The 23,367-nt window shown below is 35.5% G+C and carries 16 protein-coding genes; 10 read left to right on the forward strand and 6 right to left on the reverse strand.

Translation table 11 applies throughout. From position 1 onward, the window contains the following. Window positions 1-63: 63 nt before the first annotated feature. Window positions 64-3,387 carry a DUF2723 domain-containing protein gene (locus Q4500_RS06665; RefSeq protein WP_303598925.1) on the forward strand — a complete coding sequence of 1,108 codons (3,324 nt, stop codon included), beginning with the start codon at window positions 64-66 and terminating at the stop codon, window positions 3,385-3,387. Between the two features lie 80 nt (window positions 3,388-3,467). On the opposite strand, the gene Q4500_RS06670 is transcribed toward Q4500_RS06665, so the two are convergent. The 3 genes from Q4500_RS06670 to Q4500_RS06680 form a co-directional block, all read right to left on the reverse strand. After that, on the reverse strand, window positions 3,468-3,764 hold the full coding sequence (locus Q4500_RS06670; RefSeq protein ID WP_303598926.1) for a co-chaperone YbbN: 297 nt from the start codon (window positions 3,762-3,764) through the stop codon (window positions 3,468-3,470). A gap of 92 nt (window positions 3,765-3,856) precedes the next feature. After that, a complete protein-coding gene (locus tag Q4500_RS06675) occupies window positions 3,857-5,086 on the reverse strand; it encodes a metallophosphoesterase (RefSeq protein ID WP_303598927.1) in 1,230 nt (409 codons plus the stop codon). A 56-nt stretch (window positions 5,087-5,142) separates the two neighbouring features. Then, on the reverse strand, window positions 5,143-5,865 hold the full coding sequence (locus tag Q4500_RS06680) for a copper homeostasis protein CutC (protein WP_303598928.1): 723 nt from the start codon (window positions 5,863-5,865) through the stop codon (window positions 5,143-5,145). A gap of 41 nt (window positions 5,866-5,906) precedes the next feature. On the opposite strand from Q4500_RS06680, the gene Q4500_RS06685 reads away from it, so the two are divergent. The 5 genes from Q4500_RS06685 to Q4500_RS06705 all read left to right on the forward strand — a co-directional run bounded on the left by Q4500_RS06685 (window position 5,907) and on the right by Q4500_RS06705 (window position 14,577). Further along, window positions 5,907-6,893: an isoaspartyl peptidase/L-asparaginase family protein gene (locus Q4500_RS06685; RefSeq protein WP_303598929.1), complete on the forward strand. Its 987-nt coding sequence runs from the start codon at window positions 5,907-5,909 to the stop codon at window positions 6,891-6,893. A gap of 102 nt (window positions 6,894-6,995) precedes the next feature. Beyond that, window positions 6,996-9,830 carry a DNA polymerase I gene (polA, locus tag Q4500_RS06690; RefSeq protein WP_303598930.1) on the forward strand — a complete coding sequence of 945 codons (2,835 nt, stop codon included), beginning with the start codon at window positions 6,996-6,998 and terminating at the stop codon, window positions 9,828-9,830. An 84-nt stretch (window positions 9,831-9,914) separates the two neighbouring features. Beyond that, the gene (locus tag Q4500_RS06695; protein WP_303598931.1) at window positions 9,915-13,505 is read left to right on the forward strand and encodes a carbohydrate binding domain-containing protein; all 3,591 of its coding nucleotides are present in this window, start codon (window positions 9,915-9,917) and stop codon (window positions 13,503-13,505) included. Next, the gene (locus tag Q4500_RS06700) at window positions 13,502-14,176 is read left to right on the forward strand and encodes a hypothetical protein (RefSeq protein ID WP_303598932.1); all 675 of its coding nucleotides are present in this window, start codon (window positions 13,502-13,504) and stop codon (window positions 14,174-14,176) included. The genes Q4500_RS06695 and Q4500_RS06700 overlap by 4 nt, the downstream gene beginning before the upstream one ends. A gap of 89 nt (window positions 14,177-14,265) precedes the next feature. Then, entirely contained in the window at window positions 14,266-14,577 is a 312-nt protein-coding gene (locus tag Q4500_RS06705; RefSeq protein WP_303598933.1) for a T9SS type A sorting domain-containing protein, read from the forward strand. Window positions 14,578-14,631: 54 nt separating this feature from the next. Here Q4500_RS06705 and Q4500_RS06710 read toward each other — a convergent pair whose 3' ends face one another. Together Q4500_RS06710 and Q4500_RS06715 are read right to left on the reverse strand one after the other, a co-directional pair. After that, window positions 14,632-15,138, reverse strand: a complete 507-nt coding sequence (locus Q4500_RS06710; protein ID WP_299797460.1) for a lipocalin family protein — start codon at window positions 15,136-15,138, stop codon at window positions 14,632-14,634. Between the two features lie 94 nt (window positions 15,139-15,232). After that, window positions 15,233-17,863, reverse strand: a complete 2,631-nt coding sequence (locus tag Q4500_RS06715; protein WP_303598934.1) for a DUF5916 domain-containing protein — start codon at window positions 17,861-17,863, stop codon at window positions 15,233-15,235. 247 nt (window positions 17,864-18,110) lie between these two features. Here Q4500_RS06715 and rplM point away from each other — a divergent pair, with 247 nt between their 5' ends. From rplM to tsf, 4 genes are all read left to right on the forward strand, one after another. Beyond that, window positions 18,111-18,566, forward strand: coding sequence for a 50S ribosomal protein L13 (rplM, locus tag Q4500_RS06720; protein ID WP_073242320.1), 456 nt, complete (start codon window positions 18,111-18,113; stop codon window positions 18,564-18,566). Between the two features lies 1 nt (window position 18,567). Continuing rightward, window positions 18,568-18,954, forward strand: coding sequence for a 30S ribosomal protein S9 (gene rpsI / locus Q4500_RS06725; RefSeq protein WP_073242318.1), 387 nt, complete (start codon window positions 18,568-18,570; stop codon window positions 18,952-18,954). Window positions 18,955-19,190: 236 nt separating this feature from the next. Beyond that, window positions 19,191-20,300 (forward strand): 30S ribosomal protein S2, encoded by a 1,110-nt coding sequence (gene rpsB / locus Q4500_RS06730; protein ID WP_303598935.1) that lies wholly within the window; start codon window positions 19,191-19,193, stop codon window positions 20,298-20,300. 70 nt (window positions 20,301-20,370) lie between these two features. Further along, window positions 20,371-21,336 (forward strand): translation elongation factor Ts, encoded by a 966-nt coding sequence (gene tsf / locus Q4500_RS06735; protein WP_303598936.1) that lies wholly within the window; start codon window positions 20,371-20,373, stop codon window positions 21,334-21,336. An 83-nt stretch (window positions 21,337-21,419) separates the two neighbouring features. On the opposite strand, the gene Q4500_RS06740 is transcribed toward tsf, so the two are convergent. Continuing rightward, the gene (locus tag Q4500_RS06740) at window positions 21,420-23,303 is read right to left on the reverse strand and encodes a peptidase M61 (protein ID WP_303598937.1); all 1,884 of its coding nucleotides are present in this window, start codon (window positions 23,301-23,303) and stop codon (window positions 21,420-21,422) included. Window positions 23,304-23,367: the final 64 nt, after the last annotated feature.

The raw sequence follows: 23,367 nt of genomic DNA on the forward strand, positions 1-23,367 counted from the left end.
AAAATAGTTCATTCCTTTCTATATTAATTAGTAAATTCGCCACTTAGGTTTAACCCAAGCTTCATGTTTTCAAAGAACTACCACAAGTGGGACACTATATTAGGATGGTCCGTATTTTTCATAGCACTTATTACATACTACATTACCGTAGAACCCACCAATAGTTTCTGGGATGCGGGAGAGTATATAGCAACAGCCGCCAAGCTTCAAGTGGGTCACCCACCAGGCGCACCATTACTACAAATGATAGGCGCATTCTTTGCTATGTTCGCTTTAGAACCTAGCCAAGTTGCTATGATGGTCAACCTCGTATCTGGTGTTTCAAGTGCTTTCACCATTTTATTCATGTTCTGGACAATTACGAATATCACCAGAAAACTGATTGATAAAGATGGTCCATTTACCAATAGTAAAGCAATTGCAGTATTTGGCAGCGCTTTAGTTGGATCCCTAACATTTACTTACTCTGATAGTTTTTGGTTTAATGCCGTAGAAACTGAAGTATACGCCATGGCAAGTTTTATAATGGCTTTATTACTTTGGATGGGCTTAAAATGGGTCGACAATTTAGATGATCCTAGAGGAAATAAATGGATCGTATTAATCTCTTTCGTTGTAGGTCTTACTTTCGGTATACAATTTATGGGCTTTTTGGCAATACCATCAATTGGGCTACTTTATTATTTTAAAACTTACAAAGAGACTACTGTAAAAAACTTTTTACTGGCAAACATTATTGTTATTGCCATTTTAATGCTGGTATATAAATTTTCACTTACCTATATTCTTCAACTTTTTGGTTGGGGAGAAGTGTTCTTTATTAATAGCATAGGGTTACCATTTAACTCTGGATCTATTATTATAGGGCTACTATTCATAGCCGCTTTTTACTTCGCATTAAGCTATACAAGAAAAAACAATTACAGAACAGGAAACACCATTGTTCTTTGTATGATGTTTTTATTCTTAGGCTTTTCATCTTGGTTAATGTTACCAATTAGAGCAAATGCCAAGGTTGTTATCAACGAGAACAATCCAGAAGATGCGCGAGCACTTTTAGCGTATTACAATAGAGAGCAATACCCAGGTGTTGATAGTCCAGTTTACGGTACCTATTATTCCGACATGTTTGCGCCTGCAGGTGAAGACCAAGACGGCAAACCTAAATATGAAAAAGATTATGCGCTTGGCAAATATATTATTGTAAACAAATATGTCGATGCAGTTCAAGGTCCTAATCCAAAACATCAAGGTTTACTACCTAGAATGTGGAGCTCACAAAATGCAGAAAACTACATGCGTTATTTTGGAGCATTAGATTTCAGAATTACGAAACCAAATCAAGAATTAAGACAAGCCGCAGAACAAGTTAAAATAGGTTTTGCAAATGGCGAGATTGGTGCTGACCAATATATTAGCTTTTTAAAGCGTTTTGATGAGTACATAGAAGTACAACCACCAACCGTGTGGGACAATGTAAAATACATGTTTGAGTTTCAGTTCAACTATATGTACTTACGTTACTTCATGTGGAATTTTGTTGGAAAGCAGAATGATGTTCAAGGTAGATACAATGAAAATGGGAACTGGCTAAGTGGTATAAATGCAATTGACAGCATGAGATTAGGCAGTCAAGACAACTTACCAAGCGATATACAAAACAACCCAGGCAGAAATACATATTTCTTTTTGCCCTTAATTTTAGGGATTATTGGTATTGTTTTTCAGGTCTCAAAAGACAAAAAGCAATTTTGGGTATTGCTGATATTCTTCCTGTTTACAGGTTTGGCTATTCAATTTTACACCAACCCAGGTATTTTTCAACCTCGTGAACGTGATTATTCATTAGTTGGATCATTCTATGTTTTTGCCCTTTGGATAGGTTTAGGAGTATACGGGCTTTATGACAGCTTTAAAGATTGGATTACACCTAAAATATTAGCACCAGTAGTAGTTGTAGTTACCTTACTTGCCGTACCAACAGTAATGGCTGTACAGAATTGGGATGACCATGATAGATCTGGTAGATTTACTGCAAATTCATCTGCAAAGTCATATTTAGACTCATGTCAAGAAGGTGTTGGCGCTATATTATTCACTATCGGAGACAACGACACTTTCCCTATTTGGTATGCTCAAGAAATTGAAAATTACAGAACAGACGTTCGTATTGTCTGTACTAGTCTTTTTGAAACAGATTGGTATGTAGACCAAATGAAGGTTGCTGCATATGAAAGTGCACCGATACCTTCTCAAATTACTCATGAGAAATATAGATGGGGATCAAGAGATGTATTATACCACCAACCTATTACAGAAAACAGATGGCCAATTAAAGATTTCATTAATTGGATTGACAGCGATAAACCTAGAACAAAACTTAAGTATTTATTTGAGCAAAATGGAGCAGACCTAAGTCAGTATCCTGAAGATACTCAAAATATGGTCTACTACCCTACCAATAAAATTAGGGTTCCTGTAAACAAACAAAATGTATTGAGCAGTGGCTTGGTTAAAGAAAAAGATGCCGACCTTATTGTAGACTACATTGATATTGACCTACCGGGAGCAATAACAAAGAAAAGCATGATGATGCTTGACATATTAGCAAACAATGACTGGAAACGTCCTTTATACTTCTCTGGAGGTAGTTTTGACGATGCTGAATACCTTTGGATGAAAGATTACCTTCAACTAGATGGCTTAGCGTATAAACTAGTACCTATTCATACAGAAAGACCTAACGCATTTGAACTTGGTCGTATCGATACTGATTTAATGTATGATATTGTTACCGGATGGGATTGGGGTAATGCAGGTGGTGATATTTACCATGACACCCAAACACGTATTCAAAGTGTTTCTTTTAGAGGAAACTTGGCTCGTTTGACAGAAGCGTTGATCAAAGAAAACAAAATGGACAGGGCTAAAGATATTATCGAAATATCTTTGACCAATATGCCAGTTGATAAATTTGGATATTACACTTTAGTAGAACCTTTTATAGACGGCTACTATAAAGTTGGCGAAGGCGACAAAGCACGTGCACTCTTCGAAAAACTAAAAAAGAAGTACCAAGAAAGACTGGAGTATTATGCTTCTACAAGTTTAGACGAGCAATACAGCAATATTGATGATATCATCGCAGATATGGAAGCATACAGACGTAATATAGATATCATTATTACTAATGATAACGAAGATATTGCCGAGAAAGAAACATTGATATTCAACGAGTATATCGACAAATTCCAACACTTTTATAAAGATGAAGATGATATGGACATGCGCGAAGAAATGCTACAATCTGATCCAGATATGATGGATACAGTACCAGTATCTGATACTATTCTACCAGACAATACTAAAACCGAAATTATAGAATAAAAGATACTGTTGAAAATAGGACACAATAAAAAAGCTTTGAGTTTACACTCAAAGCTTTTTTATTTTAAAATTATGATAGTTTAAACGTATTCTTTTAGAATACCAATAAGTGTATTAGCATCTTGCTCGCCACTCTGGCGCCATACCATTTCACCTTTTTTATAAATCATAAGTGTAGGTAGACCTTTAACTCGTAGCGCTTGAGAAAGCTCTTTATTCTTATCTACATCAATCTTTATAACCTTACCTCTATCACCTAAAGCAGCAGCCACATCTCTTAATACAGCATGCATTGCAGTCGACTGTTCGTTCCACTCTGCATAAAAATCAAGAAGAACGGGTACCTTTAAATCTATTAGCTCACCAAATTTGGACATATAAAATGCTTTTCTTAGTTAGCCAAATGTAATAAAAATTGTTAAAACACTAGTCTTAGCATCCCAATTGTAACACTGCAAAAGGGTTAAAATCATGTTAACGCCTTTTTCTTTAAGGTTATTACAGTGATTTCTGGCCAAATTCCTACCCTTCCCGGGTACCCTAAAAAGCCAAAACCTCTGTTTACATTAATGAATTGACCCATTTCTTTATAAATACCTGCCCAATAAGGATACCTCCATTTTACAGGACTCCACTTAATCCAACCTGGTATTTCGATACCAAACTGCATTCCATGAGTATGTCCACTTAAAGTTAAATGATAATGATAGTCATCTTGTATCACTTCCATTTCCCAGTGCGATGGATCGTGACTCATTAATATTTTAAAATCATCGGCATTAATCTGTGAAGCAGCTTTTTTGAGATCTCCTGCTTTTTTGAATCCGCCTTTACCCCAATTCTCTACTCCCACCAAAGCAATCTTATCATCTCCTTTCTGTAAGTATCTATGCTCATTAAGCAAAAGATCAAAACCCATTTCTTTTTGCAATGTTTTTAAGTCTTCTAAATTCTGATGTTTTAGTTTTTCTGTATCCCAAGGGATGTAATCTCCATAATCATGATTACCTAATACCGAAAACTTACCGTCTTTGGCTTCTAGGGTGCTGAACAGATCTGCCCAAGGCAACATTTCAGAAGTCATATTATTAACCATATCACCAGTAAACAACAGCACATCACTTTTTTGCTTATTGATTAGATTTACACCATATTCAATCATCTTTCTATCATCAAAACTACCACTATGAATATCTGAAATTTGAGTAATCTGATAGCCGTCAAAACTATCGGGTAAATCATCGAACTCTAAATCGTATTTCAAGACCTTGAAGTTGTATTTCCCTTTGTACATACCATACAATAGCGCACCAAAAGGAACGGCAGCTATACCTAAAGCGAGTAAACTTAAAAATCGTCTTCTAGCAGGTAATCCGAATTGTTTTTCCTCACCAAATAACTTTTGATATAGACCAGAAATAAGACGATACATATCTTCAGAGAACAAAAACAGAATAGTAATAATATTGAAAGTCAACATGGTCAATAAAAACCCGAAAGCATAACTTTTAGGTATACTTAATACACGACCTGTTTCTTCACCAATAGAGAATTGATATATAAAATTGATCATAACAACCAAAGAGATTGCAATATAGACCCAAGACCACCACGGTTGTTTGGTAATGGTTTTCAATGCCTGAAGCACATAAAAACTCAAAGCAACATAACCTATAATAAAAAGAACCCAACGTATCATGATTAAATTTTTACAAAGATATCTGTATAACAGCGGTATGCGTGCCCATTTGCATTTTATTTAACCTTAGCAACAACCGCTTTAATATTTACCAATTGCGTAACTGCAATATGATCATTACTTAAAAAACTCTCTGAATTCATAGAGACGCCAGGCTTTTCAATTAATTTTTGAATCATAGCTGTGCCAGACAGATGAACCGCACTAAATCCTTTATTTTTAAAACTGGCTACATTATCTGCATTTACACCTGACCCAGGCATAATTTGAATAGACTTGGTTTTACTTTTTAATTCGGATAAAAAATCAATACCTAGCGGAGCAGATTTCTGTTGACCAGATGATAATATATAATCTACTTGCATTGCTTCAAGTTGATCTAATGCTTGCGACGGATTCTTGATCCAATCGAATGCTCTATGAAAGGTGAATTTTAAATTGCCAGCCGCAGTCTTCAGCTTTTGCATCTGTGCAACATCCAAAGAAAAATCATTCAAAAGAACTCCCGATACGATTCCATCAAAACCTAATTTAACACATAATTCTATATCAGTAAGCATAATATTTAATTCATCCGCCGTATAAGTAAAATCTCCGCTACGTGGTCTGATCAAAACATGCACCGGAATAGATACTTGTTTTTTAACAGCCTTCAACAATCCGTAAGAAGGAGTTAACCCGCCAACTGCCAGTTCTGAACATAACTCAATACGGTCTGCTCCAGCCTGTTCTGCAACCAAGGCAGATTCTAAAGAATTAGCACAAACTTCTACTATCATATTGGTATATTTAAGGTCACTAAAAGTAAAGAACCAAACCCATGAAAAGAAGAAAGTTTCTAAGAAATTCTAGCACGGTGGCTGCCGGTATTGTTTCGGCACCGATATTATCTTCTTACAAAGAAGTACCCGCAGTAAAAGAACCAGCCAAAGCGCCAATTCTACCAATAACAATTTGCACTTGGAATTTTGGAAATGCAACAGCCAAAGCTTGGGAAATCTTAGAAAAAGGCGGCACTGCTCTAGATGCCGTTCACCAAGGGGTTATGGTAGAGGAAAATGATTTAAACAACAGCACGGTAGGAAATGGCGGGAGACCAGATAGAGATGGCAACGTCACTTTAGATGCCTGTATTATGGACAAAGATGGTAATTGCGGTGCTGTACTTGCCATGCAAAATATAGCCAACCCAATTTCAGTTGCTAGAAAAGTCATGGAAGAAACTCCGCATGTGATGCTTGCCGGCAAAGGAGCGGAACAGTTTGCATACGAGCAGGGTTTTGAAAAGACAGATTTATTAACTGAAGAATCAAAACAAGCATGGGAAGAATGGAAAAAGACATCGCAGTATAAGCCTATCATAAATATTGAAAATCATGATACTATTGGCATGCTAGCAATTGATGCAGATGGTGATATTGCAGGCGCATGTACTACTAGCGGAATGGCATATAAAATGGCTGGCAGAGTTGGTGATTCACCTATTATTGGTGCGGGACTTTTCGTAGACAATGAAGTTGGTGGCGCTACAGCAACAGGTGTTGGTGAAGAAGTGGTTAGAACCGTTGGTAGTTTCTTAATCGTTGAATTAATGCGACAAGGCAAATCGCCACAAGAAGCATGCGAAGAAGGTGTAAAACGCATTATCGCTAAAAATAAGGACAAGCAAGATTTTCAAATCGGTTTTATCGCCATTAATAAAAAAGGTGAAACAGGCGGCTACTGTATTCACCCAGGGTTTTCATATAGAACTTATACTAAAGAAGGTCATGTGATCAATCCTTCAGATAGTTATTTAAAAAGTTAATACACCTCTTTAACTTGATTTAATACGGAAGCAATAGGGCAATCTCCCTTAATGTTTCCGTATCAATTTGTACTTTTAACGTTTTACAATCAATACTCCAAAATGGCAGATCAAAAAAGACTCTTTTTGCTAGATGCATACGCACTAATTTTTCGTGGTTACTATGCACTTATAAAAAACCCAAGAATAAATTCTCAAGGCATGGATACCTCAGCGATTATGGGATTCATGAATTCTTTATTCGATGTTATTCGTCGTGAAAAACCAGATCATTTAGCTGTTTGTTTTGATAAAGGAGGAAGTGCGGAGCGTACAGAGTTGTTCCCAGAATATAAAGCCAACAGATCAGAAACTCCAGATGCCATACGTATAGCGGTACCATATATTCAAGAAATATTAAAGGCGATGCATATACCTGTAGTCGTAAAAGAAGGATGGGAAGCAGATGACATTATAGGTACTTTGGCTAAACAAGCAGAAAAAGAAGAGTACAAAGTTTTTATGGTTACGCCAGATAAGGATTTTGGACAATTGGTTTCTGAAAACATATTCATGTATCGCCCAGCGAGAATGGGTAACGGTATTGAAATTTGGGGTATTCCAGAAATTCAAAAGCGTTTCGGCGTTGATAGACCAGAACAGGTTATTGATTATTTAGGTATGATGGGTGACGCCAGTGATAACATCCCAGGATTGCCAGGCGTTGGTGACAAGACAGCAAAGAAGTTTATTGCCGATTTCGATTCTATGGAAGGTCTTTTAGCTAATACAGACAAGCTTAAAGGGAAGATGAAAGAAAAGGTAGAAGCTAATAAAGAATTAGGACTTCTATCTAAAAAATTAGCGACTATTTGCTTAGATGTCGATGTCACTTTTAACGCTAGTGATTATGAAATGTCTGAACCGAATGCCGAAGGAGTTCAGAAAATTTTCGAAGAGCTTGAGTTTAGAAGATTAAAAGATCAATTTATAAAATTATTTTCTGCGGAAGTTGAAGAAGCAACTACAGAGACTACCAGTAAACCAGCAGCCAAAAAAGAAATACAAGATGCTGGATCCGGACAATTTTCATTATTTGGAAGTCCCGCAGATTCTGGAGCAACAGTAAAAGATTTTTCTAGCAGAAAGACCATTGCAGATGTCGCACACTCCTACCAAAGTGTTGCTCCTGGCATGGCTATGAAATTATTCTTAAAAAGTTTAATGCAGCAAACCTCTGTATGTTTTGATACCGAAACTACAGGTTTAGATCCTTTGACAGCAGAATTAGTTGGTGTTGCTTTTTCTTGGGAAGCTACAAAAGGGTATTACATTCCCTTCACAGATAATAAAGAAGAAGTATTGGCGCTTTTAGAAGAATTGCGCCCATTCTTTGAAGCTGAAGCAATCGAAAAAATAGGTCAGAATCTTAAGTATGACATTAAGGTTTTAAATAAATATAATATAGATGTAAAAGGACCATTGTTCGATACCATGTTGGCACACTATCTAATTAATCCAGATATGCGCCATAATATGGATGTATTGGCAGAGACGTATTTAAATTACACTCCGGTTTCCATCACAGAACTTATAGGTAAAAAAGGAAAGAATCAATTGAGCATGCGCGATGTTCCGCTAGAAAAACAAACGGAATATGCAGTTGAAGATGCAGACATCACCTATCAACTTGCGCAACATTTTAGACCAGAATTAAAAGAAGCGAATACAGAAAAGTTGTTTCAAGATATTGAAATTCCGTTATTACGCGTATTGGCAGACATGGAATTGGAAGGTATCAACTTAGACAAAGAATTCTTGAATTCACTTTCAGAAGATTTAAACAATGATATCGCCAATTTAGAAAAGAAAATATATGAAGTGGCGGGTGAGGAATTCAACATTGGTTCACCCAAGCAATTAGGCGAAATACTTTTTGATAAATTAAAATTAGTAGCCAAGCCTAAAAAGACGAAAACAGGACAGTACTCTACGGCAGAAGATGTGTTATCCTATTTAGCTAAAGATCATGAAATCATTCAGAATGTATTGGATTATAGAGGTCTTGCCAAATTGAAAAGCACGTATGTAGACGCATTACCAGAACAAGTAGAACCATCTACAGGCAGAGTTCATACAGATTATATGCAAACCGTTGCTGCAACAGGTCGTTTAAGCAGTAATAACCCTAACTTACAGAACATACCCATTAGAACAGAACGTGGACGACAAGTTAGAAAAGCGTTTATTCCACGTGATAAGAATTACACCTTGTTAGCTGCAGATTATTCTCAGATAGAACTACGTATTATTGCAGCCCTAAGTGAAGAAACCACCATGATAGAAGCTTTCAAAAATGGAGAGGATATTCACGCTTCTACAGCATCAAAAGTATTTAATGTTCCATTAGAAAAAGTAACTAGAGAGCAACGCAGCAATGCCAAAACCGTAAACTTTGGTATTATATATGGTGTCTCTGCATTCGGATTAAGTAACCAAACGGACTTGTCAAGAAAAGAAGCAAAAGAACTGATAGACACCTACTACAAGACCTACCCAAAGTTGCGAAATTACATGAGCGAACAAGTAGATTTTGCTCGTGATAATGGCTATGTATCTACCGTTTTAGGAAGAAGACGCTATTTAAAAGATATCAATGGCAGTAATGCCATAGTTCGTGGAGCTGCAGAGCGAAATGCCGTAAATGCGCCCATTCAAGGTAGTGCTGCAGATATCATAAAAATCGCCATGATTAATATTCATAATAAATTGGAAGAAGGCAATTATAAGTCCAAAATGTTATTGCAAGTACATGATGAATTGGTATTCGATATTTACAAACCAGAATTAGAGGAATTAAAAACCCTAATTAAATCTGAGATGGAAAACGCATACAAAATAACAGTTCCTTTAGATGTAGAAGTTGGCATGGGAGATAACTGGCTAGTGGCTCATTAAGAAACAATTATAGTATTTTGACGATAATATTCTGTTAACAAAACGCTAATATTTATATTAGTGTTTTGCTAACCATATTTTACTATGATTAAAAACTACACTAGGCTGCTATTGGCAGCCCTATTTTTGTTTTCAATACAACTTTCCGCACAAGGTAATACTGCAACTGATCGCGAAGCGCTAATTGCTTTTTACAATGCCACCGATGGTCCAAATTGGTTGCGACCATGGGATTTAAACGCAAATATGAATACCTGGTACGGTATAACTTTAGATGCTAACGACAGAGTAACAGGTATTCAAATTTGGGAAAATAAGCTAAATGGTTTTATACCTCCAGAAATTGGAGACCTAAATGAATTAAAATCGTTAGAAATTTTAAATTTCAGTAATTCTGATGAAGAGAACAAGAATCAACTAACTGAAAATTTTCCTTTTGAAATCACGAATCTTTCTAACTTAGAGAGTATAAGATTTAGCAATATTACTCTAGGTGGAGAACTACCAATTGAATTTTGGAATCTTGCAAAGCTTAAGGATATTAGGTTTTTTCGTGCAGAACTTTCTGGGACAATCCCTGATGAAATAGGTAATTTACCCGACCTTGAGAGTTTTGACATTTATGATAATGATTTCACGGGCACTATCCCCTTAACTATTGTCAACTGTCAAAATCTTAGTACTTTCAGAGTGCCACAAAATCAATTGGAAGGAGAGATTCCGATAGAATTACTACAATTAACCAGTTTAGCTTCGATTGATATTTATAACAACAAGTTTACTGGAACGATACCTGAAGAGTTAGGACTTTTAAGCAACTTAATTAATTTAAATTTAGGAGGCAACAGTTTCACTGGACCTATCCCAACGGAATTAGCCCAACTAGAGAATTTAGAATTTCTTGGGTTATCCTTTAATAATTTCGAAGCTCCATTACCCCCAGAATTAGGCCTATTATCTAACCTTAAAAATTTAGACACTCAAAACGCTGGGCTAACAGGTACAATCCCTTTAGAAATAGCAGAGCTACCATTATTAGAATCTATTTCAATACTTTCTAATCATTTCTCAGGTAAAATCCCAAATTTTACATCTCCAAATTTAACTAAGCTAACCATTGGGTCTAATAACTTTGTTTTTGAAGATATTATAGAATTATCTCAAAATACAGATTCATCGGTAAACTTCTATTATTCAAATCAAAGAAATATTGGAGACACTGACAATATTCAATTAAATAATGGTGAGGAATTTACGATTTCCGTAACTGAAACAACAGATAACAATAACACCTATCAATGGCGAAAAGACGAAGTGAATATTGTTGGCGCTTCTGAATCTACTTTCACAGTATTCAATGTACAATCCACAGATGCTGCAGAATATGATTGTTTAATAAACAATACAATATTGACAGAACTTGAATTAACAAAAAACCCAATAACCTTAACTGTTGTCGCAGACTCTGATAACGATGGTGTAAATGATAATCAAGATTTATGCCACAACACTCCAACGGGTATCATTGTCGATTCTCAAGGTTGCCCAATAACAATTGCAGGACAAACCAATTTTCTACAAAACTTCAGTTTTGAAGACTGGTCAGGTAATCCGCTAACACCAGATAACTGGACCATAACCAATGCTAACAGTATTATAAGAAATACAGAAGCAACAGATGGTAATTATTCTCTAGAAATTGATTTAAATAATTCATTACAATTTAAAACAGAATTACAAAACACGACTACCATACAATTAGCCACCAATACCACGTACACATATAGCTTTGATTATAAAATAAAAAGAGGTGACAACATAAGTGCTGAAATTCAAATATCAAAAGACGGTAATCCATTCGGTATTAGAATTGCTGATGAATTTGTAGGATTTGATAGTGATGGCGCTTGGCATAATGTTTCATTTGAATTCGACACAAACGATATAGATGAAGATCATATCTTTAAATTAGTTATAAGAGCAAATACATCTATAACAGGTATAATACAAATAGACAACATGCGTGTACTTGGTGAAGCTTTAGCTGACACTGATAATGATGGTGTTTTAGATGGCAATGATTTATGTCCAAACACACCTTCAACCGCTTTAGCCGTAGATGAGGATGGTTGTGAAATTAACGTAGACACTTCAAATTTATTAGAGGACCCAAGTTTTGAAGATTGGTCATTGAATAATGGTACTAATTTAAGAAATTGGGGTATTAACTTAATACCAGGAAGCTCTTGGAACAAGAATGAAGATATTAGTGACGACCTACAATATAGCCTAGAGTTGACTACGGGAGATAACGGCTCTAATGCCTCCTCTATATTTCAAAATGATATTGAATTATTCAATGGAGTAGAATATATTATAAGTGTTGATTATAAAGTTTTAGAAGGCACTTTCAATTCTTTAGAACTTGAATTAACTACCGGTTTTTTTGAAACTTTTAAAATCTTTACAATTGACCCAGCAGATTCTGGTTGGCAAACACTTACAAGAACATTTACAGCAGACTCAAATGCTATTGCCGATTTAAGAGTAGCAGTAGTTTCAAATCTGGCACAACGAAAAATCATTTTGGACAATATGGTCTTGAAAGTAAATGTTGCTACGACAGACACTGACAATGACGGTGTAGCAGATACAGATGATGATTGCCCAAATACTCCAACTGGAGATACGGTCGATGCTAATGGATGCACCATAATAGAAGTAGTGGATTCAGACAATGACGGAGTTGCAGATACTAATGATGATTGCCCTGACACACCAACTGGAGATATGGTCGATGCAAATGGTTGCTCAATTACAACTGTAACAGATACTGATAACGACGGAGTTGCAGATACTAATGATGATTGTCCAAATACACCAACAGGAGATACAGTTGATGAGAATGGCTGCACGATTTTTGAAAATACAGCCCCAGATATTCCAAATGATGGTATTCAAGTAAAAGTAACAAGTACCAGTTGTCCAAACACGGCAAATGGCGAAATCTCTGTTTCTTTCACCGAGGATTACAATTACACGGTTCAAATCACCGGTATATTACTAGATAACACCTTTGATAACATTAACGCATCAAATGGGCTAGTAAGATCAGATCTTTCTTATGGTTCGTATACGGTATGTGTAAAGATACCTGAGTATCCAACCTATGAACAATGCTACACAGTAACAATTGAAACTCCCGAAGAATTTATTTCTGGTAAAACCGTTATAGACTACACTGCTAAAAAAGCAAGTGTTGTAGTTTCTGGAAGCAAGAATTACCAAGTTTTAGTAAATGAGAAAGTATATTCCTTTGAAGTTGACAGTATTGATAATCAGCAATTATCATTTCCGCTAGATAAAGGCTCTAATATAATTACAATAGAAACAGATAAAATTTGCCAAGGCATTTTTAATGATAATGTGGTTATCAGTAATGCTATTTTATCTCCGAATCCAGTGGCAGACATGTTACGAGTTGAAGGTTTAGATATGATCACTAGCGCTCAAATTATAGTATCTAATGTAAGTGGAGTAAGAACATTACAAGAGATCCGACAGATAAGTAACGGCACATTAGAAATGAATATTTCTAACCTATCGCCCGGTATCTACATATTAACCATCGTGGAAGGAGATAAAGAAATCAATTTAAAATTTGTAAAAAAATGAGATTAGCTATAAAATTATTTTTAATGGGACTATTGGTTGCGTCATGCGACGGTAAGGATGACAATAACAATAACCCTCCAGAGGAAACAGAAAAAGAACTGGGCGCTTTCAATCTTGAATTTCCTGAAAACAATTTAATATGCACAGAGGGTGAAGACAATGGTAATGATGGGGTAAGTATAGAATTTCAATGGTCTGCATCTACAAATGCCACCTCTTATGAACTAGAAATTACCAATCAAGAAACCAATTCTACAGACACAAGAACTGTAACAACAACATCACTTGCTGTAGGTCTGCCAAAAGGCACCCAATTTTCATGGACTGTAACTGCAATTTTAGGCGCAAAAACTTTAGCTAGTGATTCTTGGAATTTCTATTCTGTAGGAACCAGTACAGAAAACTTTGCCCCGTTCCCAGCAGAAATCAGTGTTTCAGATAATGGTGATGGTACAGTCAACGTTTCTTGGGTAGGTGAAGATTTAGATGATGATTTGGTTAGTTATGATGTATATATCGGCACCTCAGGTAACTTAGAATTAATTCTTGAGAATACGACTAATGAAAACACCAATTATAATATTACAGCTGGGCAACAATACATTGTTGAAATAGTATCTAAAGATAGCAATGACAATACATCTACTAGCCGAACCTATTTCACATTCTAGAAAGTTAAAGTTTATTTAAAGAAAGACGAAAAGGTATTTTACAAACGTTAGCATATAGCGTACTTCTACTATGAGGTGTGCTATATTTTATGAAACGTCTTTTTCTCATATCACTTTTTATCATCTTTAGCGCAACGCAGTTGTTTGCCCAAGATGCGGAAAGTACTATAAAAGTGTTTCCTAACCCAGCAACGAATGTCATTAATGTCTTAGGACTTAAAAATGATTCCAATGTAGCTATAAGCATCAGAGATAGCTACGGAACCCAAATTATCTTTCACCAATGGGACATTAAAAGAAACTCGCTTAACATTCCCGTTTTCAATCTTGAAAAAGGTTTATACATGATTACCATACAATCAGAACATCAAAATGTAAAAGCTAAATTTTATAAGCAATAAAAAACCCTTACACAAAGTGCAAGGGTCAATTCTTTAAATATAATTTTAGCTTTATTATCGCTTCACAAAAATCAATTGTCCGTCTTCTGAGAAATTAGGAATATCAAGATCGCTGGCATCTAATGTCATTACATTACCATCAATAGTAACACCTATTGCCACTTCCTCACCATTTTCATCTATTGTAGTTACAGTTTCCCCATCAAAAGTATAGGTACTTGCACTTTCATCTGACTCTGTAGGACAAGGAATATCTAAACCTGTAGCAGTTGCGTTAACTTCAATATAATTTGCGGAGTTAGAAGCACTAGCCGTTAAGTCTTCATTAAACTGGAGTGTAATAATAAAACAATTTTTCTCTGTAAGAAAATCTAGAATCTGTTTTCCAAATTTAACATCGTCACTTGCCGTTTCATTGTCAATTTCAAGTTCTGTAGCATCCCAAGTGCCAACAATAGCCGCACTATTGAGTTCTGCTTCATTTTGGGTCTCATCTTTGTCAGAACTACAGGATACTAGTGTTAATACTACTCCTGCAATTAGTAAAATATGCTTATACATCTTTTTAGTTTTTTTGGTTGTACAAGCATAAAAACGAAAAAATCAACTTATTATTTCATATCTGTACAAACAGCTACCTAACAAAAACGGTGACTTAGAGTATAAATCTATACGTTGCCTTTAACAAAATGGTATTATCTTTTTTCTGCCCTAGTATTTGACGATCTAAATTCCTGCCCAAAGTTTCATCAGGATTCCCTGCCCCTACAACACCTTGTGACCAGACCAAAAAGATTTCTGAACCAGGCACATATTCCCATCTAAGCACTAAGTTGGATCTAAATTGAACATATGAAAAATCTGGATTCTCTATTTGATAATCTACAGTACCATCAAAATTTTCATCAATTAAATAATCATCAGTACTAGTAGATTTCGAAATTTGATTATCTGAAAATACGGTTACTCGTTCATTCAGCTTTTCTGCTATAGGGTTATTCACGTAATTAAAGTCGGTATACGTACCTCTTGAAATAAATGGCTCGCCATAGTACTGAATAGAAAGATTCGGGTTTATACTATAATTAAAACGGATAGAAGTACTAAACGTTTTTTGATCAATATTACCGGTAATATATCTTGCATCGCCATTAAAATTGGTTTCGGTAACATACTGCGTCTTATTCGGATTCTCTTCAAATTCAGAAGAAATAGACAGGTTAAAAGCATCAAAAGGTTGGTAGTATAATCTAAACACATAACGCGCTAGCGAAAAATTCTTTTCTGCTGCTTGACTATTTACATAACCCAAGGTAAAACTCAATTTCTTTCTACTATCAGAACCGAAGAATAAATACGCGAAATTTTCATCTGACCAGCGCCACCGTGGTCCGCCACGAAGTACCGTATTTGAAAATATACGTGGTTTATGTGCTGCACCCACTTCTGTCCACCAATTATTTTTATAATTTATAAAACCTTCAAATTGATATTGAATTCGATTATAATTACCCTCAAAGTCGTAGGTTGAATATTGACTTAATTCTATATTGGCTTTACGATAAAAATTAGTGGGTTTTATAAACAATCTACTTACAGATGCTGTTTGTTTTATTTCATCTGCCTGCCTTAAAAATCCGATATCGTTCAGTTCCAATTCGGGTGAGCGCCAAATGACCCCGCCATCATACCTCCAATTTCCACCACCAGCTTTACCTACTTCTAACTTTCCGCCTGTACCCGTAAGTGATGTTCTACTCTCATCAACAGAAACATGACCCGCATCTACTCTTTGAAAAAGGTGCGTAATACTATTTTGTGTTCGTGTTATTGCTTCTTCACTACCCGTAACATGACTACCTACTATATTACCTTCAACATAATAATTTCTATTCTTCCAATTATGTTTAAAATCTAAACCGCCGGTATATGCCCCACTTCTTAAAAACTCAAGATGATCGGGCAAATTTCTATTAGTGGCGGTGAATATTCCGCCCAAATAAGAATTTCTTTCATTGAAATCTTTTTGAACTCTACCCACAATATAGTTGGTTAAAGGCTCAACCAGTTCTGATCTTTTATTACCAGTGACATCTTCAATATCTGCGTACATTTTACCGGTAACACTTTCTAACAAACCTAAAGACCACCCGTTTTTTGTCTTACCAGAAAATTTTGCCGCGCCAAGTATTGTAGAATTTATTGGTTGATCAACAAATTCATTATCTGTAACATCTGCATACCCTTGCGGGCTTCTGCCTATTCTTCTACTATAAAAAACATTGTCGTTACCATCGGCAAACTCATAGTCGAATATATTTTTGTTCTCAATAAAAAAAGGTCTTCGTTCTTCAAAGAATATTTGAAATCCGTCCAATGCAATCGCACCTGGATCAGCATCTACCTGACCGAAATCTGGGTTGACCGTTAAATCTAGGGTCAAGTCATTCGTTAATCCTATTTTAGCATCTAACCCTGCATTGAGAATATAATCTTTGCCATCTCTAAAAGGGTTACCATCTTCGGATGGATACTTATCGAACTGATTCACTAAAAACGGTTGAATCTCCAATTGTTTTTGCGGTTCAATATTCTTTAAACCATTCAACCTACCAAATTCACTAACCCAACCCGGTGCCTCTAAAGAAATTGGTTGCCAAATAGAGCGTTCTTCTCCCCTAAAATATCTTCTGTGTATTTGAAGTCCCCACACTTGTTCTTCGGCAGCCCCAAACTTCAATTGACTAAACGGAATTTTCATTTCTGCAGTCCATCCTTCTTCATCAATATTTGAAGCGGTATACCAAATTGGGTTCCAGCTGGCATCCCAAAAATCACCATTCTGAGAAATAAATTCATCACCCTTTACTCCCGCAGCCGAGACGTTAAATGAAAAAGCCGTTCTTTTATCATTATAACTATCAATATTCACCTCTATCCAATCTCCAGAAAAATTATCTCTACGAGCTAGACGTTTTTCTATTTTATTAGGTATACTATCATAACAGCGAATACCTACATAAATAAACTTAGCATCATATGCAATCTTAAATTTTGTTCGTTGACTTGCTTTTTTACCGTTATTTGGCTCAAAAACAGTAAAATCATCATCCCAAATAACATTTTTCCATGCTTTATCAGACAATTTACCATCAATAGTGATTTCTTCACCTATAGGAAGTTGCACGGTATTATATTCCCGTTGTACCTTTACAGAATCTTTTTGAGCAACTACTATAGTCGTTAATAAAATAAATAAGATACTCTTGAATAAGCGTCTACTCATAATTGCAAGTTCTTTTGGTTGATTGTTTTAATATTAGAAGAGACATTAAAGAATTGTAAATGTTACAGAAATAGTAATAAAATCAATAAGTTTAACAGTATCTCAATAGTAGCAAAGTAGTAAGATTTCGCATTTATTGAAAAAATGTGAAAAAATAAGAAACAAGTATTTGCAATTCAACTTAATAATTGTAGATTTGCAGCCCCTTTCTAGGGATTGATTAAAATAATAGTTAAAAATAGCAGTAGTGGATACATTAAGTTATAAGACCGTTTCGGCCAACAGAACAACTGTCAACAAAGAGTGGTTATTGGTAGATGCCGAAGGAGAAACATTAGGACGCATGGCTTCTAAAGTCGCCTATTTGTTAAGAGGAAAGCACAAACCAAGTTTCACCCCTCACGTAGATTGTGGTGATAATGTTGTTATTATCAACGCAGAGAAGATTGTTCTTTCAGGAAACAAGTGGTCTGATAAAACCTACTTGAGATATACTGGCTACCCAGGTGGTCAACGTTCTACTACCGTAAAACAATTATTGGATAAAAATCCAGAAGGTATTCTTGAAAAAGCGATCAAAGGTATGTTACCTAAGAACAGACTAGGTGCTGAGCTTTTCAGAAACCTAAAAGTTTACGCAGGTACAGAGCACGGTCAGGAAGCTCAAAAGCCAACTGTTGTTAATTTAAAAGACATTAAATAAGATGGAAGTAATTCATAAAATTGGTCGTAGAAAGACCGCTGTAGCGAGAGTTTATCTTTCTGATGGTAATGGTGATATCACTATTAACAACAAAGATTTAAGTGTATACTTTCCAACTGCAACACTTCAATACAAAGTAAAACAACCTTTCACTTTAACTGAAAGCTTAGATACTTATGACGTAAAAGTAAATGTTTACGGTGGTGGTATCACTGGTCAAGCAGAAGCTATTCGTCTTGCTTTATCTAGAGCAATGTGTGAGATTGATGCTGAAAACAGAATTGTCTTGAAACCAGAAGGTCTATTAACTAGAGATCCAAGAATGGTTGAACGTAAGAAATTCGGTCAGAAGAAAGCACGTAAAAAATTCCAATTCTCGAAACGTTAATTCGAGTTACAAGATTACCAGGCACCCTTTTTGGGTGCCTATTTTTATATTTTATCATACTGGAAAATCCAGAGTATTAACAAGTTCATTGAAAGTCCTTTTGGGGACAATTAAAAATCCTTTAATCACTTTAAAATTAAAGGTAAGATTAGTTTAGCATCTAAATGGTGAAGGCTTTTGCTCATGCAAATACCACTTTATCATTGCTAATTCATAAGAACGTAAACTAAATTAAAATGGCGAGAGTCGAAGTAAAACAATTATTAGAAGCAGGTGTACATTTTGGTCACCTAACAAGAAAGTGGAATCCGAACATGGCTCCTTACATCTACATGGAGCGTAATGGAATTCACGTAATCAACCTTTACAAAACAGTTGCAAAATTAGACGAGACCAATGAGGCTCTTAGCAAGATTGCAGCATCAGGTAGAAAAATACTTTTCGTAGCTACCAAAAAACAAGCAAAAGATATCGTTGCTGAAAAAGCAGCAGCAGTAAACATGCCTTACATCACAGAAAGATGGCCAGGTGGTATGTTAACAAACTTCGTTACAATTCGTAAAGCTGTTAAGAAAATGGCTTCTATTGATCGTATGAAGAAAGATGGTACTTTCCTTACATTATCTAAAAAAGAAAGACTACAAGTTGACCGTTTACGTGCAAAATTAGAAAAAAACTTAGGTTCTATTTCTGAAATGACTCGTTTACCAGGTGCATTGTTCATCGTTGATACAATGAGAGAGCACATTGCAGTAAAAGAAGCTCAAAAATTAAACATTCCTATTTTTGCAATGGTAGATACCAACTGTGATCCTAGAGATGTAGATTACCTAATACCTTCTAATGATGATGCTTCTAAGTCAATTGACATCATTATGACAGAAGTTACAAATGCAGTTGCTGAAGGTCTTGCTGAACGCAAGGCTGAAAAAGGCGATGCATCTGAAGGTAAATCTGAGAAAAAAGATAAAGCTCCAAAGAAAAAGGTTACTGCTGAAAAGCCAGAACCTACTCCAGCAAAAGCTGAACCAGAAGTAAAAGCTGAGCCAGAAGTTAAGTCTGAACCAGTAGTTGCTAAAGCTACTAAAGCTGAAGCTGACGATTTAACTAAAGTTGAAGGTATTGGACCAAAAGCTGCTGAAGCATTAGTTGCTGCAGGTATTACTACTTTCGCAGATCTTTCTAAAGGAGAAGCTGAAAAAATCAAAGAAATCTTAACAGAAGCAAGTTCAAGAATGGCTCATTTAGATCCTACCTCTTGGCCAAAGCAAGCTAAAATGGCTGCTGATGGTAAATGGGACGAACTTAAAGAGTGGCAAGACAACACTAAAGGTGGTGTAGAATAAGTTATTCTTTTTTTGATATAAATAAATCTAAGAACAACCCATTAAAACGGGTATACTAAAAGAAAATAAAATGGCAAAAATTACAGCCGCAGAAGTAAATAAATTAAGAAAGGCGACTGGCGCTGGAATGATGGATTGTAAAAACGCTTTGGTTGAGGCCGAAGGTGATTTCGACAAAGCTATTGAAGTGCTTCGTAAAAAAGGACAGAAAGTAGCAGCAAAGAGAGCAGACAGAGATTCTTCTGAAGGTGCCGCTATTGCTAAGTTAAATTCTGAAGAAACTGTTGGTGTTGCAATAGTACTTGGTTGTGAAACCGATTTCGTTGGTAAAAATGAGAACTTTATTACTCTTGCTAACCAATTAGCTGAAATAGCACTTAACTGTAACTCTAAAGAAGAGCTTTTAACTGCTGATTTTGGAGGTATGACAGTTGCTGACAAATTAGTTGAACAAACTGGTGTTATTGGTGAAAAATTAGAAATCACAGCTTTTGAAAAATTAGAAGCACCATATGTTGGTTCTTACGTTCACATTAATAAGATTGCTGCTTTAGTTGGTCTTTCTGCAAAAGTTGAAACTGCTGATGTATTGGCAAAAGACGTTTCTATGCAAGTTGCATCAATGGGCGCAACTACATTGTCTTATAAAGATTTTGATCCTGAATTTGTTGCAGCTGAAACAGAAGCTAGAATTGCTGTTATTGAAAAAGATAACGAAGAACTAGGTCGTTTGGGCAAGACGCTTAAAAACGTACCTCAGTACATTTCTATGGCGCAATTAACTCCAGAAGTTATTGCACAAGCTGAAGAAGATGCTAAGGCGCAGTTAAAAGCAGAAGGTAAACCAGAGCAAATCTGGGATAAGATTCTTCCTGGTAAATTAGAAAGATTCATATCTGACAATACAACTTTGGACCAAGAACAATGTTTATTAGACCAAAACTTCATTAAAGATGAGAAAATCAACGTAGCTAAATATGTTGAATCTCATGGTGATGTTTCTGTTTTAGATTTTAAACGTGTAACCGTAGGTTAATTACAATACAACTAACTCAATAAAAAACCGTCTTACTGTAAAAAGTAGACGGTTTTTTTATTTAAATATATTTTAACTATTACCTAATTCTTCAACCAGGCATTTCGCAAGGCTACCGTTTCTTCAGAAACACCTTCTAAAGCAACTATCTTCTTAACCTTCTTTACCGGTTGACCAACAGGTCCCGAAACAGAAATCATTTCACCATCTCTTTCAACAGTCATGCTAACAACAGTTTCTGGAGTCCACCCAAAACTTTCCCCTATTATAGGACGAAGTGTTTCTAAATTAATTTCTTGCTCATTTATAGTTCTAAAAATATCACCACCTTTCAACTTTAAATCATTGAAGAAAGAATTTAATTCAATATTCTCACGAATAAAAACGACACTGTCATTTTGAACATCTACATCCATATATGGCACTTGACCATCAAAGAAGTAACCAGTAGTCTCTTCAACATCTTTAGTAGCTAAACCAACCTTAGCAAAAAAGGAATCATAATCAATAGGTGTAGTACCAATCACATGCTCTTTAAAGAACACATCAACTTCTGGATACGTCATAGAAACAATTTCAAGAAACAAAGCTTTATCTTCAAAAGGAATATCGGTACCGTATTTTTTCGATAATTCTTTCATTAACCAAAGCATCCCTTTTTCGCCATTACTTTTTTCTCTTAAAATGATATCAAGACACATATTAATTAAGGCACCCTTCTCATATACATTGGCATAATTAGGCTCATAAGGTTGTTCTAGTATATTTTTACTCATTACAGTAAAAGACATACTATCATCATAAAATTTAGAATTAGTGATTTTACCTAGCATACGCTCATAAAAATCTTCCTCAGAAATTAGACCCTGCTGAATCTGAAATAGGTTGGCGAAATATTCTGTAGTTCCCTCATACATCCATAAATGCTCTGACATTTTTGGATCGTTAAAATCGAAATACTGAATCTCTTTAGAATGAACCGATAGCGGAGTAACAATATGGAAAAACTCATGAGAAACCACATCTACCATTGCTTGTTCTAAACGACCAATATCCATTGCCTCTGGCAATACAACAACTGTAGAAGTATGATGCTCTAAAGCCCCATAACCATGAGCATCTGGTATATTTACATCAGACATGTATAATAAAATATTATATTCTTTAGTACTATCGACATCACCCAAAAACTTTTTTTGAGCACCCATCATAGCAACCATTCTATCTTTTAAATCTGCCGCTTTATAAACGCCAGTCGGAGAATACAGACTAAGTGTTACTGTAATACCATTAATCTCAAAAGTTTCTGTATTCGGTTTAGCATACATTATAGGGTTGTCGATCACTTCAAAATAACGCTTAGCAGTAAAAGCATCTAAAAGCGGATCAATCTTTTCACCCACTTCACTAGAAAGTGTCGTCGTAGCAATTAAATCAGCTGGCTTTTTAATTTGTATCGTATACGGTACTTCTTTAAATCCATCAAAATAACCCACAAATCCATGAAGGTTAAGCATAAAATTACTTCCTTCAGCAATATTGGTACCTGCAGGCGAAAAGACCGCATCTTCAACATCATTCTCAGTATCGTAAGTATCATTAACCCAATACTGAACCTTATCTAACTGCACCGCACCAGAGATACTCCAAGTGTTATCATCGAGTTTCGTGCTATTTAATAAATTACCCTTATAATCAAAAGCCTCAAAATCTTCAATATACTGTCCGTAATTATCTGTACTATATGTACCCGGAACTGTTTTAGGTATTCTGAATACTACTGTAGAACTAGTAAATGCACCAGGGTTTATACTTACCTGAACTTTATCGTCAACAACATTTACCAAATCTATTGAAGTGACAACTGGGCTATTTTCTACAGACAAAAGCGCCTTACTTGTCCCACAGGCATTTAATATTAGGGCAAAAGCAATAATTAAAACATTTTTCTTCATAAAAAACTTCATAAGTGAATATTTAAATATCAATGATATCAAAGATAGATAATATGTTACGACCCTAACTTAGCGA

It is taken from the genome of Maribacter sp. 1_MG-2023, assembly GCF_030547005.1.
Taxonomy (GTDB): Bacteria; Bacteroidota; Bacteroidia; order Flavobacteriales; family Flavobacteriaceae; genus Maribacter.